This is a genomic window from Seinonella peptonophila, from assembly GCF_900129355.1.
Lineage (GTDB): Bacteria > Bacillota > Bacilli > Thermoactinomycetales > Thermoactinomycetaceae > Seinonella > Seinonella peptonophila.
Genome location: NZ_FQVL01000014.1, coordinates 57,506 through 71,933 on the forward strand (window position 1 = coordinate 57,506; position 14,428 = coordinate 71,933).

Consider the following 14,428-nt stretch of genomic DNA (forward strand, 5'->3'; position numbering starts at 1 on the left):
TAAGCAGCCTTTGTGTAACAAAGAATAGTCTGCACACTCCATACTCAAGTTTCGTTAAGCAGCTAACGCTACAAGTCTCACTATGACACGCTTAGCCTAGTTGATACCGCCCTGAGCGAGTAGCCGCGGCGTCTGAAGATATCTGTGCAGCTTGAAAGGAAGTCGCAGTGTGAAATATTGACGGCTGAGGGGTAGGAATGTTTGCAGCGTAAGGGGGATACAGATTATAATGAACAATGAAAATGATTCTCATTCTAATGATCAATTGGAGGATGATCGTCGATTGTCCAATAGTAAAAAGAACCATATTCGTTCCGTTGATCGAGCGCTGGATCTCCTCTGCTGCTTTGTAGAACGTAAACAGTGGACATTAACAGAGCTAACAGAAAAGACAGGATTGCATAAGACGACAGTTTTTCGACTTTTAGCAACCTTAGTTGATCGAGGATTTCTGCAACGGGATACAGAGACAGAGAAATATCGTTTAGGGATACGAATATGGGAATTAGCTGCTCATATGGATCAGACCAATGATTTATCCATTTTATTTTTACCAGAGATGACAAAATTACGAGATCAATTAAATGAAACCGTTAGTTTATACATTCGAGATGGTTTAGAACGAATTCGGATTCAATCTGTAGAGAGTCAGCAAACAATACGTCGTGTTGCACCTGTTGGCGAACGGATGTCATTAGCAGTTGGCGCTTCGAGTAAGGTCTTAGTTGCATTTGCAAAGCATGAATTGATCAAGCAAGTAGTAGAGACATGTGCAGGGATCGAGCAAATTGATTTCATCGATTTTGCAAAGAAGATTGATTGGGTAAGAAAGCATGGTTATGCGATTAGCTATGCCGAAAGGGAGAGTGGCACTGCTGCGATTGCTGTACCGATTTTGAATCGACAAGCGAGTATTGTGGCTGCTTTAGCCGTATCTGGTCCGATCTCCCGAATGGATGAAGAACAGATCGACACATTTCTACCTCATCTTCGTGAAGCGGCACAACAAATGAGAAATAAGTTAGTATAATAAAGAGACTTTAGCCGAATTTTAATCTATTGCATATTAAGGTGAGAGAAAATGAAAATCGGGTATCGTGTTTTAAAAACAGCATTAGGTGCAGGGATTTCAGTTGCGCTTGCGCAATTGATCGGTCTTCAGTCTTATGCAACAGCAGGCATGATTACGATACTTTGTGTAAAAAGGACAAAAAAAGCCTCGTTGCGTACAGCTGGGGAAAGGTTGTTAGCCTGTTTGCTTGGTCTTTTCTTTGCGGGATTATTTTTTGAACTGCTCGGTTTTTATGCTTGGGTAATCTCTGTGATCTTGCTCGTATTGATCCCAATCTGTGTATATTTAGGAATTGTAGATGGAGTTGTAACAAGCTTAGTCATTATCTTACAGATATATTCATTGCATCATTTTGGAGCTACTGTTGTTTGGAATCAGCTTTCACTCATGTTGATCGGGATTGGAGTTGCGCTGATTTTAAATCTGTATATGCCAAGCTTGGAAAACGATCTTAAAAAGTACCAACAAGATATTGAGACAAAGTTTAAACGGATTTTTGAAGAGTTTATCATCTATTTACGCGAGGGTACGAGTCATTGGGATGGTGCTGAGATCGTAGAAACAGAAGAATTACTAAAAAAAGCAAAAGAATTAGCAAGCAAAGAAGAAGAAAATCATCTTACTGAAGAAAATGATAGCTATGCTGTATATTTTCGGATGCGGGAACGTCAGTTTGAAATTATTGTTCGTCTTGTTCCGATTATCTCATCGCTTGATCATACACACCCGCAAGGGAAACGAATTGCTGATTTCTTAGAGCAATTAAAAGATGCGATCCATCCAGGTAATACAGCGCAGATTCATTTAGACCGATTGAAGAAATTGCGTGAAACATTTAAAAATGCGCCACTTCCAACAAGTCATGATGATTTTGCTACATGTGCCTCCCTCTATCATTTTATTAATGAAATGGAACGTTATCTCATCATAAAAAAAAGCACCAGTACGTAACTTGTATCTGGTAAGCAAATGAAGCATTGTAAATATGTTTGAGCTATAAAAAAAAGGGAATAGAGAACTCTACGCGACTGAACCCAAAAAATGAACAGTCGAGAGTGAGGATTTATGATGTTGAAAGATCATGGAAAGAATCACAAAGAAATTACATTAACCAATGGAAATCTGCACGTTTTTGCAAATGATGAGGTATTTGAGCAACTGGGCGATCAAGTATATGTAATGGCAGATAATAATTTGCAAATCCCACGAAATCAGTATATGAGCTATACGCCTGATGCACATGTCGGGATCGGGACTTGCATTGGGACAACTGCAGTATGGAATATGCGAGATGGTTTTGTATCTCCTTCGATTGTCGGTTCTGATATTGGATGTGGGATGCGGGTTCATCTAACTCCGTTAACAAAAGGTGATATTCAAGATAAGAAATTGCGTCGAAAAATGGTTGATTCAATAGAGAAATACGTGCCTACTGCTGAACGTGGGCATTCACATTATAAAAATATTCGAGTAGAAAAAGTAGTAACAGAAGGAATTCATGGTTTGCCCCATAAGTATGTACCAGATCATTATACGCCAAGAGATCGACGATCTGTTACACATGTAGAGACAGCAAAATTTGAGTATAATCATGATTATTTAGATGGGATCGACGATAAAATGTGGGCTCGTGCTTGGCAACAAGTGGGCACATTAGGTGGTGGTAATCACTTCGTTGAGATTCAATCGATTGAAATTCGTGAAGAAAAGCGCAATATTGCTGAGCAATGGGGACTCTTTGATGGACAAGTAATCGTGATGGTCCATTCGGGCTCTCGTGCTTGGGGTGGTATGTTGGCACCTAAGTTTATCAAAGATTTCCGCAAGGCAATGGAGTTATGGGGCGTGCAGACACCAGACCGTAACCTTGTCTTTGCACCGATCAACTCGGAAGAGGGTCAACGATATATTAGCTTGATGTACTCCGCTCTGAATTATGCAGTCGTAAATCGTCATATGTTGGCCTATGGTGTACGTGAAGGATTAAAAGAAGTGTTTGGTTCTGAATTTGAAATGCCCGTTCTCTATGATTTAATGCATAATTATGCATTGAAAGAATTTCATCGCAAACAACCAATGTTAGTACATCGAAAAGGTGCGACACGTGCGCTGCCAGCAGGGCATTTTTTAAACGCAAAAGCGTACAAAGCAACAGGACATCCCGCTTTAATTCCCGGTTCGATGGGGACTTCTTCTTATATTATGGTTGGGGAGGAGCCTGGAGAGAAGAATTTTTATTCTATTTGTCATGGTGCTGGGAGAATTCGCTCTCGTCGAGCGACAAAGGAACTAGTTAGCGTTGATCAATTTAAAAGCTCAATCAAAGTGGGTACAGATGATGAAGTAATCGTCAATCATCGTACATTGGAGAGCATTTTAGATGAATGTCCGCAAGCGTATAAAGATGTTGACCAAATTATTGACTCAGTGGTAGGGGCTGGACTAGCTTCTGTTGTAGCAGAGTGTAAACCATTAGCTGTTTTAAAAGGCGTTTAAGTATTTTCAAGCTACTCATGAGGAGAGTGGTACATTTGGAAACAATTGCTTTTTTGCTTTTGGCAATGTTTATTGGGATTGCCATCTTGGTCAATGCTTTTTACCGACGTGCCAAACAGCAAGGTGAAGAACGTTCATATGTAGTGCCAAAGCTAGGTTTTCAAGAAGGAACAGAGGAGCCTTTGCTTCCTCTGTTTGAACATTTGGAAGCATCCATTGATTCAACATATCTAGAGCAATTACGTGATCGCGTGATGAAAGAGCATCGAATCACGCAGATTGATTGGGAAAATCGTTGGTTTGAGTGGCAACGTTTTCTAGTGATGGTGGCATTGTTAGATAATGTGCCGATGTATAGTCGTGAAGTTGATGAAATTTGGCATGAAATGCTGATGTTTACAAGAGAATATGAGCAATTTTCCCAGAATTATCTTAAAACAACATTGCATCATGCTCCCAATATCATGACTGGTGAGGCATTTAATCGACACGAGCGTGCCACGTTTGATTGGTTTTATGTCACACTGTTTAAACCGACAGTATATAGCCATCGTTCTTGGGGTAAATTTCTTCAACATCCACTTGATCCAGAGGAAATCAAGCGCTTGAAGGAGCAGAGTTTAGAGCCTATATTACATCATCGTGTTGCGGATCAAGTACCAGTTGTAAAAAAAGCTCAGACATGGTTAGCTGCGCATATAAAGGAACAAATCTTACAAATTGAGCAGCATGTTGAAGAGCAAGGTGACGACTTAAATCTCTATGTAAAACATTTCATTCTTCCAATTGCTCGTGACCATGCTGGATTGGCGATGTTGCGAATGGACTTATTCTTATCCTTGTATTATCATGATCAGTTTGATGAGAAACGAGAAAAGTTATTTAAACAAGTTGGTAAAGAACTGAGAAAGCAAAAAAAACCAACCAAAAAAGAAAAAGCGAGTTAAATGAAGCAATATGGTTTCTACCAGACTGAAGTAGCCCCAGACTGATGAAAAACCTATATTTTGGTTAAAAATCAAATGAAAATAAAGCATGTTTAAAGGAGGAGATGGTTTGCAATGTAGCCTGAACTGGAGGCATCCATCTTTTTCAATAACACGGATTGCAGAAACCTTTACTCCCAGAAATGATAGCGTCTTATACTTTGTCTACACGCTGAAGGGAGCTACACAGCTCCCTTTTCTATTTTTTCGGATTATGTTCCAAAAAATGCACGTAACGCATGGGGCAGGTCAATTTGCCAAAGTCCCCAGGTGTGATCACCTTCGCGTTCTATATACATCACTTGCGCTTCTTTTTGTGTAAGAGCTTCATAAACCTCACGATTTCGGGTGACTAAATCTAAATGTCCAAAGTGAGTAGGCACAGCCGTCTCTGATAAACCAACCGACTGATATATTTCTAAATGGGATAAGTCACGGGAAAGATGAATCTGTTCGATGGTTGTTTCTAAAAAGGCACCAGATTGGGCCAGTACCCGACTACAGAGTTCTGGATATGTGAGTGCAAAATGAAGTGCTGCGGTTGCACCTAACGAAGAGCCTGCAACTATAAATTGATCAGGATTAGCTGTTGGTTGGTACTTTTCTTTTATCATCGGTATGACTTCTTGGGCAACAAATTCAAGATGCTGCATATGTGTTTTTCCGGAAGGCGAGTATTCTTGGTTTCTCTGTTCCTTTTGAATGGGAAGCGCAACCATGATGACTGGATGTATCTCATTTTGTGCGAGTAGTTGATTGGTTTGTGTGATTAAGCGTCCCATTTGAAAATAATCACGTCCATCGTGGAGTAAGAGGATTGGGTATAATTGATCCGGTTTATATTCAGGAGGGAGTGAAATCAAGATCTCTTTTTCAGCTTGTAAATATACGCTTTTCAATACCTCACGTTGGATATTTCTTTTAAAGATCGATGATGACATGTATTTGACTCACTCCTTTCAAAGGTATATCGATTATTTTATGTTTATTTTATAGACAATCATTCTTCAAAGACCTATAATGTTCAGCGAACAATAAAATACTATTAGGGGAGCTGGAATGGGCCGGCTGAGAAAATGTACCATCATACATTGACCCTGGAACCTGATCCGGATAATGCCGGCGTAGGAAGCGATTCTAGTTCATCGTGGATAAAAAAACACGCCTTTCTGGGTCAGGAAGGTGTTTTTTTCGTTCATTCTATTATCCGCAAAGAAGGGGATATTTAGGAACGGTTTTACAAATGATCCAGAAAGGTGTGAATCAGTTGCGTAAATGGTCTTTCATTATTTGCCTGTTTTTGCTTGTTTTTGTAACTGCTTGTAGTAAAAGTGAACAATCTAATCAGTTAGAACCTGTTACAGTGGTCCTTGATTGGACACCAAATACAAATCATACAGGTCTCTATGTAGCAAAAGCAAAAGGGTATTTTAAAGAGCAAGGGCTCGATGTGAAAATGATGCAGCCAGAAAGTGTAACGGCTGAGCAATTAGTCGCAAAAGGAAAAGCAAATTTTGGAATTAGTACACAGGAGAGTCTTACTTTTGCGCGGATGCAGGGCATACCACTTGTTTCGATTGCGGCGATTATCCAACACAATACCTCTGGTTTTGCTTCGACCATTGATAAAAAGATTGATCGCCCAAAAGCTTTTGCGGGTAAGGTATACGGTGGATTTGGCTCTCCTGTAGAAAAGCCGATTATCGATACGCTGATGAAGCAGGATGGAGCAGCTAGCCAATCAGTACGAATCAATAATGTAGGCAATGTTGACTTTTTTCATGCATTAAAAAAAGGAATTGACTTTATGTGGATTTATCAAGGATGGACTGGAATCGAAGCTGAGTTGCGCGGATTAAAATTAAACATGGTCTATCTAACAGATTATAGTAAGGATCTTGATTACTATACGCCGATTTTGGCGACCAATGAGCAACAGATTAAAAAAGATCCAGCGACCGTAAAGAAATTTATGGCTGCGGTATCAAAAGGATATCAATTTGCGATTCAACACCCTGAACAAGCTGCTGATATTTTAATCAAAGAAGAAAAAGACCTGAATCCAGCATTGGTTAAGAAAAGTCAATTATGGTTGAGTAAGAAGTATCAAGATGATGCAGCTGTATGGGGATGGCAGAAAAAAGAAGTATGGGAGAACTATACAAATTGGCTGCGCAAGAATCAATTGATCAAGGGGAAATATGATCCCAATCAAGCATATACCAATCAATTTATTCCACAGAAAGCGAAGTGAGTATAAATGGCGACTACTTTAATGAGTATCCAAATGATTCCAAGCACACCGAATGGTGAAAGCGTGATTCCTTATGTAGATCAAGCAATTGCTGTGATTGACGCTTCGGGTCTTTCTTATAAAGTAGGACCTTTAGAGACAACAGTAGAGGGAGAATTGGCGCAATTACTGTCAATTGTTCAAGAGATTCACCATGTATTGGAATCGGCAGGCTGTCCGCAAATGCATGCGCAAATCAAGTTATTTCATCGTACTAAAGGGATTACCATAGGTGAGTTGACACAGAAATATGAATAAAATTCGCTTGTGGTTTCAACATTGGTTTCCTGCAATTGGTCTATTAGCATTGCTTTTCATTATTTGGGAAGGTGCGGTAAGGTTCTATCAGATTGAGAAATGGGTGCTTCCGGCACCTTCTCAGATTCTTTTATTGCTGGGACAGCAACAGTTAGCAGCAGATATCTATGCAACAACCAAAATTGCGTTGATCGGTTTATTGATCGGGATTGCAGTCGGGTATTTATTTGCACTTTTATCTCAACTTGTTCCTTGGATCAAGCGGGCGATTTATCCATTGTTACTTCTTTCGCAAAATATACCAATGATTGCACTCGCGCCTTTATTAATTGCATGGTTTGGCTTTGGAGATTTACCAAAATTGATTGTTGTTACGCTGGTATGTTTTTTTCCCATTACAATTGCTGTGTTAGATGGTTTTACTCAAACTGATCATGCTTTATGGACATATTTAAAAATATCGGGGGCGAGTCGTTGGCAGATTTTTTGGCATTTGGAAGCACCTGCAACATTACCACATTTCTTTTCTGGATGTAAGCTGGCTGCAACTTATAGTGTGATGGGAGCGATTATCGCTGAGTGGCTGGGAGCGGAGCAAGGATTGGGGCAAGTGATGAAGGTAGCGAGCAGTTCATTTGAGGTAGGGAAAGTTTTTGTGGCCATTATTTGGGTTGTATTATTAAGTTTACTCTTTTTTGGTGTGTTTCACTTGCTAGAGCGGGTCGTGATTCGCTGGAAACCCAGTAGAAGAGGAGGGCGATAAAGATGGATTTAGAAGTATCACAGCTTTCATTTGCATATGAACATGATCGGGTGATCGACCAACTTTCTCTCTCTGTTCATGCTGGGGAATTTGTAAGTCTAATTGGACCTTCTGGAAGTGGAAAAAGTACGCTTTTTTATCTGTTAGGCGGTCTTTATCAACCGTTAGAAGGAGAGATTCAGCTAGGGGGTCAAAGTATAATCAATCAAACGGGTAAAATTGGCTATATGCCACAGCAGCCCTCTCTTTTTCCCTGGCTGACCGTAGCTGAAAATATTCGCTTAGGCAGACGGCTAAATCGAATCTCAAGTAAGTTTCCTGACCTTGTACGATTATTGAAGAAGGCTAGGTTGGACAATGTAGAGCATAAATATCCACATCAACTTTCAGGTGGTATGCAACAGCGGGTTGCCTTACTGCGTACCTTGGCAGCAGGTTATCCTTTACTTTGTTTAGATGAGCCATTTGCCGCGCTTGATGCGCTAACCCGCCAACAAATGCGTGCTTGGTTATTTGAACTACTCCTTACTGAGCATCAGACGATTTTATTTATTACTCATAGTGTTGAAGAAGCTTTGCTGCTTTCTGATCGGATATATGTTTTGACAAACCGTCCACTGCAAGTAAAAAAAGAGATCGTACTTCCCTTTCAACGTGATCTTTCCTTTCAACAACGGCGTGATCAGTCCACTTTTATCGACCTACGTCGTAAGATTGAAAGTTTATTAACATAACACAACCTCCGTTGCGAGACGGAGATTTTTTATTCTATGTTCACTAGCTTAAAGATGATACAATAGCAATGGAATTATAGTATTATAGTTTATATAACAATATAATCCTTATGAGCAAATGAAATCTCCATTGTTTCTTTTTTAATATTTGAATAATTATACAGGTTTTATTACTACTATTCATAAAAAAATGTTACAATAATTCTTGTTTTAATTTAGCCATAAACAAAGCAACAGGTTCGAATAAATAGTTAGGAGAGGTGTCGGTATTGCATGTTCCGGGTATTTGGGAGCAAACAAACAAAAAAGCCAGAGTTGGAATGGCGCGTTAAACAGGTGCAAATGACCGGCTCTCCTGAAGAGCGAGATATTCTGTTACGGGAACTTGAATCACAAGCTGTTCGAATTGCGTCTAAGATAAGCAAACGGGCAATTACCAAGCAGGATGATGAGTATGCAATTGCTTTAGAAGCGATCGATGAGGCGATCACCAAGTATGATCCGGATCAGAAAAGTGCTTTTATGTCATTTGCCTATCTTGTGATTCATGGACGGCTCGTCGACTACTTTCGTCAACAGAAGAAACATACCAACCAAGTCTCTTTGCACTCGACAGACCCTAACGAAGAGGAGTCAGGCCATCCAGGAGTTGTCAGTCGTTCTTTTGAAGTGTACGAAGAAGAAGAGCTTGCGCGGATGCGTCGTATGGAGATCGCTCTATTGAGTCAATTGCTTGCACAACATGGTATTGCATTTAGTGATTTGGTAAATAAATCACCGAAACATCGGGATACAAGATCTAACTTGTTTCAAGTGGCGATAAAGTTAGTTTCAAAGTCGTCACTTTTGCAGGGGTTTTATAACAGGGAGCGATTGGATAAGAAAGTAATGGATGAATTAGGGATTCAGCGTCGAACGCTCTCTCGACATCGCACTTACTTGATCGCACTAACACTTATTTTAGTTGAAGATTTACCACTAATTCGTGACTATCTAGACTTATAGTTGAAGGAGGTGAAGATTCTGCTACGCGCTGCAAATGCGGTGTAGCAGGTGAGAAGATGCAACGAGGGATTGTTGTAGAAATCCAAGCACATCACTGGGTGGTAATGACACCAGACGGCTCTTTTGTCAAGATACCGAACAGAGACCCGCATGTGCAAATGGGTGAAGAAGTTTCGGTTCAACCATCCACTGTCCGACCGAGACCTGGTTGGATGATTTATCTTTCTGGGGTAGCTGCTGCCCTAATTGCTTTCTTCTTCCTGTTCCCCTATCTTTCAAATAATCAAGCTCAAGCAGAGAGCTATGTTTATGTTGAGATCAAACCAGGTGTGGAGATCGGTGTGAATCAGCAGCAGCAAGTCGTAAATGTTCGACCGATTCATGCAAAAGCGGCCCAATTGATCAAGCAGATTGATTGGAATGGAAAGTCGGTCGATGAAGTTGTTCTGCGTTATTTACATCAAGCAAAATCAAAAGGTTTTATCCAAAAAAATGAACCATTGATTCTATCCGCTGTAGATAAAAAAGGTAGTGCAAAGAAAACCTTAACTGGGATTCGAACGAAAATTGAGCAAGATACTGTCCTAGGTAATCAGTTTAGATTAAATATCTTTACATTATCAATGCCACAAATAGCCCAAAAGGAAGCACAAAAGACAGGTTTAACCCCTGGGAAATACGGTGTTTGGCTATTATCCAAGCAATCTGGCAAGGAAATTCCGGTCAAAGAAGTTGCGGATAAGCCACTCGTTGATCTAACCAAAAACTTGTCAGTGCTTGACCATCCTCCTACTGAGGAAGAATGGAGCAATCTAGTTAAAGAACAAGGGGATCAAAATAAACCATTACCTACGCTTCCCAAAACGAACGGACAAATTGAAAAACCACAAAAGAAATTAGATAAGCCAACCCAGGTTCCTACAAAACAGGAACAAGATCAAGAACCTACTAAAAAAGAAGAACAAAAACCATCAACTGATACGAATGATTCTGAAGAGACAAACCCTAATCGACCATCAGGAGACAAAGATAATGGAGAATCAACAACAGGGGCACAAACCGATTCTCCCAGTCCAGATCATGCGAATACCCAACAGACAGCAACTACTCCCTAACTCATATTAGAGGCGAGCGAGCTGACACCCTCCAATAGTAGCTTCGCTAGAAAAGGGGTTTTACTGTGAAGGGAATAGGGATCGTTAGAAAAGTGGATCATTTAGGGAGGATCGTATTACCCAAAGAATTAAGGGATTTATTAAACATACAGCCTCATGATGGTGTAGAAATCTTTGTCGATAGTCAAAGTATTGTTTTACAAAAGTATAATCCATGCTGTGTCTTATGTGGTGATATGAAGGATCTATTCTATTTCCATGATAAGATCATCTGCAAAGGTTGCGTTGAAGAGACTGCAAAGTATGCATCGTATACAACAGCAACCAATGATTAGAGCCCTATATGAAAGGGCTTTTTTATTTTGCATTTTGGGCAATGGCACATTGTACTGCATCGTTTCATATAGTAACTGATGTAAGTTGTCATAACTGAATGATCAACTTCTAAGTATAGGGAGAGAAGAGATCATAATGAAGCAATGTGTAACACCCACAGGTAAGTTAACTGCGTATGGTGAGCAGATTTGGTCTAAGCTTTCAATTGATATAAAAAAAGAGTTATGGAAATGGATGGTACGATTACGTGCTTATGATCAGCAATGCATGGTCTGGTCACGTCAAGGAAAAATCTTAACCTATGCCCCATATTTTGGTCAAGAAGCATCACAAGTAGGTAGTGCCTTCGCTTTGCAACCACAAGATTGGCTTTTTCCCACTTATCGTGATCATGGTGCAGCAATTGTACATGGTTTACCGATGAAACATTCTCTTTTCTATTGGCTAGGTCGGATCGAAGGGAATCGATCAGGGGGAAAATGGCGTGCTCTTCCAGCATCAGTTCCCATTGCCACACATCTTCTCCATGCTGTTGGAACTGCATGGGCAGCAACACTGCGAAATCGACCCACAGTTTCATTAGCGCTTTTTGGTGATGGCGCTACCTCTGAAGGAGATTTTCATGAAGCATGTAACCTTGCTGGCTTAAAGCAACTTCCGGTTCTCTTTTTCTGTCAAAATAATCGTTATGCGATTAGCACACCATTTGGGGAACAATCGGCAACAGAGACTGTTGTAGAAAAAGCACATGCATATGGATTTCCAGGAATACGAATAGATGGTAATGATGTATTAGTTGTTTACGAAACAGTGAAACATGCAGCACATAAAGCACGTTTAGGGAACGGTCCTGTATTGATCGAAGCACTCACATATCGTTTAGGTCCTCATACCATGTCTGATCTACCCCAGCGATATCGTATGATGGAGGAAGAAAGAGAATGGAACGCACGTGAGCCTTTGCAACGTTATCAACAACTATTACTAGACCAGGGAGTACTCAATGAACAGGAAGTACAGGAAACGAAGCGGAGTTGTCAACAGCAAGTTCTAGAGTCGATGAATCAAGTATTACATGCAGCTTCACCTCCAAATACTCATCTTTTTGCTCATGTCTTCGCTGTATTACCTAGGGATTTAAAAAAGCAGCGAAATGAAGTGGTGGGAAGGAGAGGGATGGATGCCTGTTTCGAATATGATTGAATCGATTCGAGATGCACTCGGAATTGCCTTAGCCGCCGATGATGATTTATTGATCTTGGGTGAAGATGTTGGAAGGTATGGTGGTGTTTTTCGTGCGACAGAAGGGTTGCAAGAAAGATATGGTCCTGATCGGGTGATCGATATGCCTTTGGCGGAGTCATCTATTATAGGTGCTGCCATAGGTTTAGCTTTAGAAGGATATAAACCTGTATGTGAAATTCAATTTCTAGGTTTTTTATATCCAGGCTTTGAACAGCTCATTTCCCATGTATCGAGAATACGGTATCGAACGCAAGGTGACTACGGAATGTCGATGGTGATTCGAGCGCCGATGGGTAGCGGTGTCAAAAGCCACGAATTACATTCTGACTCTTTTGAGAGTTTTTATGTCCATATCCCTGGAATTAAGGTTGTTGTTCCATCTAATCCTTATGATGCAAAAGGGCTTCTTTTAGCTGCAATTGACGATCCTGATCCCGTTATTTTTTTAGAACCAACAGCTCTGTACAGAGCAGAAAGAGAAGAAGTTCCAGCAGAGATATATCAAATTCCGTTAGGGGCTGCAAAATTGGTTCGTGAAGGTCAAGACTTGACTATGATTGCCTGGGGTGGAATGGTACCTGTGGTAAAAGAAGCCGCAGTGCAATTAGTAGAAGATCAAATTCAGTGTGAAATCATCGATATTCGGTCCCTTTATCCTTTTGACCAAGATTTGATCGTTCAATCTGTAAAGAAAACAGGTCGTGTCATTGTTGTTCATGAAGCTCCTCGGACATTAGGAGTGGGTGCCGAAGTGGCAGCAATGATTCAGGAGCAGGCTTTTCTATTTCTTGAAGCACCGATTATGCGAGTGACCGGCTATGATGTACCTACTCCTTTAGGTGCTTTAGAACATGTAAATCGTCCAGATGTAAATCGCATTAAGAAGGCTGTACAACAGGTACTTCATTATTAACTTGTAGGGTGGTGTGAGGAAATGAGTGAACCCTATCACTTACCTGAATTATTTGGTGGTGTTTCTGAAGCTCAGTTAACTCGCTGGTTGATCACGGAAGGAGAACAAGTAGAAAACGACCAGCCGATCTGTGAGATTCAAAATGATAAATCTATCATTGAGTTACCTGCCCCACATGCAGGTAAAATCGAACGCTTTTGTGTTGCAGAGGGGGAAAAAATTAACGTTGGGCAGATATTATTCTATTTTCAATCCATTGAACCAAAAAAAACGTTAGCCACTCCTTCTGTACGAAGACTTGCTAGGCAACATCAAGTTCATTTGGAAGGAATTAAGGGAAGTGGCAAGGATGGAAGAGTATTAGCACAGGATATTCTTGATCGAAACACCGATTCACAACCAATGGTTAAACAAGATGGATTAACACCACGCCGGATGGCTATCGCGCAAAAAGTTACGCAATCAATTTGTAGTAAACCGCATGTTACGCATTTTGATGCATGTAATGTTGAAGGGCTTGTCCAATGGTATCAAGAAATGAAGAAAGAGAGCATCTCTTATACACCGTTGATTATGAAAATTGTGGCTCAAGTATTATTAGATCATCCAAGTTTTAATGCGCATTATGATGAACAAGAAGGGCAAGTGAAGTATTTTTCTAATGTTTCATTAGGAGTTGCAACACATACAGACCAGGGAGTAATTGTACCTGTGATTCACCGTGTGCATGAGAAGAATGTACGGCAATTGGCGGTTGAGTTAAGGAGTTTGGTTCAAAGGGCTAAAAATGGAGAATTAAATGCGAAGCAGATGACAGGTAGTACATTTACTTTGAGCAATGCCGGGAAGTTGGGAGGGCGAGGCGCTACTCCTATTATTCAATCACCTGAAGTAGCCATTTTAGCCACACATGCGATTGAACAACGTCTAGTGATTGCTGACTCAGGAGAAGTGATCAAACAATGGGAGATGAATTTATCGCTTAGCTTTGATCATCGTGTGTTAGATGGGGTTGATGCTATGCAGTTTGTAAAGACTTTCGAAGGCTATTCCTGTAACCTTCCACAGCTTCTAGCAAAACTAAAATAAATTTTTTATAAAAAACCCTTGCAAAGGAAATCGAAAGGTGTTATATTATTGCTTGTCGCCGCAAGATGCGGCAAGACATCAAGTCGCACTTTGAAAATGAGATATGAAAAGAAAGTCATGTTG

The 14,428-nt window shown here is 40.4% G+C and carries 15 protein-coding genes and 1 riboswitch; of the genes, 14 read left to right on the plus strand and 1 reads right to left on the minus strand.

All coding sequences use genetic code 11. The features are described from left to right. Positions 1 to 229 precede the first annotated feature (229 nt). The 4 genes from BUB71_RS16200 (at position 230) to BUB71_RS16215 (ending at position 4,515) form a co-directional block, all read left to right on the plus strand. Positions 230 to 1,030, plus strand: coding sequence for an IclR family transcriptional regulator (locus tag BUB71_RS16200; protein WP_084731731.1), 801 nt, complete (start codon positions 230 to 232; stop codon positions 1,028 to 1,030). 51 nt (positions 1,031 to 1,081) lie between these two features. Then, the gene (locus tag BUB71_RS16205) at positions 1,082 to 2,023 is read left to right on the plus strand and encodes an aromatic acid exporter family protein (RefSeq protein WP_073157249.1); all 942 of its coding nucleotides are present in this window, start codon (positions 1,082 to 1,084) and stop codon (positions 2,021 to 2,023) included. Between the two features lie 114 nt (positions 2,024 to 2,137). After that, positions 2,138 to 3,568 (plus strand): RtcB family protein, encoded by a 1,431-nt coding sequence (locus BUB71_RS16210; RefSeq protein WP_073157252.1) that lies wholly within the window; start codon positions 2,138 to 2,140, stop codon positions 3,566 to 3,568. A 35-nt stretch (positions 3,569 to 3,603) separates the two neighbouring features. Then, entirely contained in the window at positions 3,604 to 4,515 is a 912-nt protein-coding gene (locus BUB71_RS16215; RefSeq protein ID WP_073157256.1) for a glycine-rich domain-containing protein, read from the plus strand. A 251-nt stretch (positions 4,516 to 4,766) separates the two neighbouring features. Here the strand turns inward: BUB71_RS16215 and BUB71_RS16220 are convergent, their stop codons facing one another. Further along, positions 4,767 to 5,495: an alpha/beta hydrolase gene (locus BUB71_RS16220; protein ID WP_073157259.1), complete on the minus strand. Its 729-nt coding sequence runs from the start codon at positions 5,493 to 5,495 to the stop codon at positions 4,767 to 4,769. Positions 5,496 to 5,591: 96 nt separating this feature from the next. Beyond that, a riboswitch (TPP riboswitch) is annotated at positions 5,592 to 5,702 on the plus strand. Positions 5,703 to 5,821: 119 nt separating this feature from the next. Between BUB71_RS16220 and BUB71_RS16225 the strand changes: the two genes are divergently transcribed. The 10 genes from BUB71_RS16225 to BUB71_RS16270 all read left to right on the plus strand — a co-directional run bounded on the left by BUB71_RS16225 (position 5,822) and on the right by BUB71_RS16270 (position 14,305). Beyond that, positions 5,822 to 6,808, plus strand: a complete 987-nt coding sequence (locus BUB71_RS16225; protein WP_073157309.1) for an ABC transporter substrate-binding protein — start codon at positions 5,822 to 5,824, stop codon at positions 6,806 to 6,808. A gap of 6 nt (positions 6,809 to 6,814) precedes the next feature. Further along, the gene (locus BUB71_RS16230; RefSeq protein ID WP_073157264.1) at positions 6,815 to 7,105 is read left to right on the plus strand and encodes a thiamine-binding protein; all 291 of its coding nucleotides are present in this window, start codon (positions 6,815 to 6,817) and stop codon (positions 7,103 to 7,105) included. After that, entirely contained in the window at positions 7,098 to 7,868 is a 771-nt protein-coding gene (locus BUB71_RS16235; protein WP_073157268.1) for an ABC transporter permease, read from the plus strand. Before BUB71_RS16230 ends, BUB71_RS16235 begins: the two co-directional genes overlap by 8 nt. A gap of 2 nt (positions 7,869 to 7,870) precedes the next feature. Then, entirely contained in the window at positions 7,871 to 8,602 is a 732-nt protein-coding gene (locus BUB71_RS16240) for an ABC transporter ATP-binding protein (RefSeq protein WP_073157271.1), read from the plus strand. Positions 8,603 to 8,875: 273 nt separating this feature from the next. Beyond that, on the plus strand, positions 8,876 to 9,607 hold the full coding sequence (locus tag BUB71_RS16245; RefSeq protein WP_073157274.1) for a sigma-70 family RNA polymerase sigma factor: 732 nt from the start codon (positions 8,876 to 8,878) through the stop codon (positions 9,605 to 9,607). A 56-nt stretch (positions 9,608 to 9,663) separates the two neighbouring features. Next, complete coding sequence (locus tag BUB71_RS16250) at positions 9,664 to 10,722, plus strand: anti-sigma factor domain-containing protein (protein WP_073157277.1); 1,059 nt, start codon at positions 9,664 to 9,666, stop codon at positions 10,720 to 10,722. A gap of 65 nt (positions 10,723 to 10,787) precedes the next feature. After that, positions 10,788 to 11,057: an AbrB/MazE/SpoVT family DNA-binding domain-containing protein gene (locus BUB71_RS16255; RefSeq protein WP_073157280.1), complete on the plus strand. Its 270-nt coding sequence runs from the start codon at positions 10,788 to 10,790 to the stop codon at positions 11,055 to 11,057. Between the two features lie 136 nt (positions 11,058 to 11,193). Then, entirely contained in the window at positions 11,194 to 12,261 is a 1,068-nt protein-coding gene (pdhA, locus tag BUB71_RS16260; protein ID WP_073157283.1) for a pyruvate dehydrogenase (acetyl-transferring) E1 component subunit alpha, read from the plus strand. Beyond that, the gene (locus BUB71_RS16265; protein ID WP_073157286.1) at positions 12,239 to 13,216 is read left to right on the plus strand and encodes an alpha-ketoacid dehydrogenase subunit beta; all 978 of its coding nucleotides are present in this window, start codon (positions 12,239 to 12,241) and stop codon (positions 13,214 to 13,216) included. Before pdhA ends, BUB71_RS16265 begins: the two co-directional genes overlap by 23 nt. 21 nt (positions 13,217 to 13,237) lie before the next feature. Further along, positions 13,238 to 14,305: a dihydrolipoamide acetyltransferase family protein gene (locus BUB71_RS16270; RefSeq protein WP_073157289.1), complete on the plus strand. Its 1,068-nt coding sequence runs from the start codon at positions 13,238 to 13,240 to the stop codon at positions 14,303 to 14,305. Positions 14,306 to 14,428 lie beyond the last annotated feature (123 nt).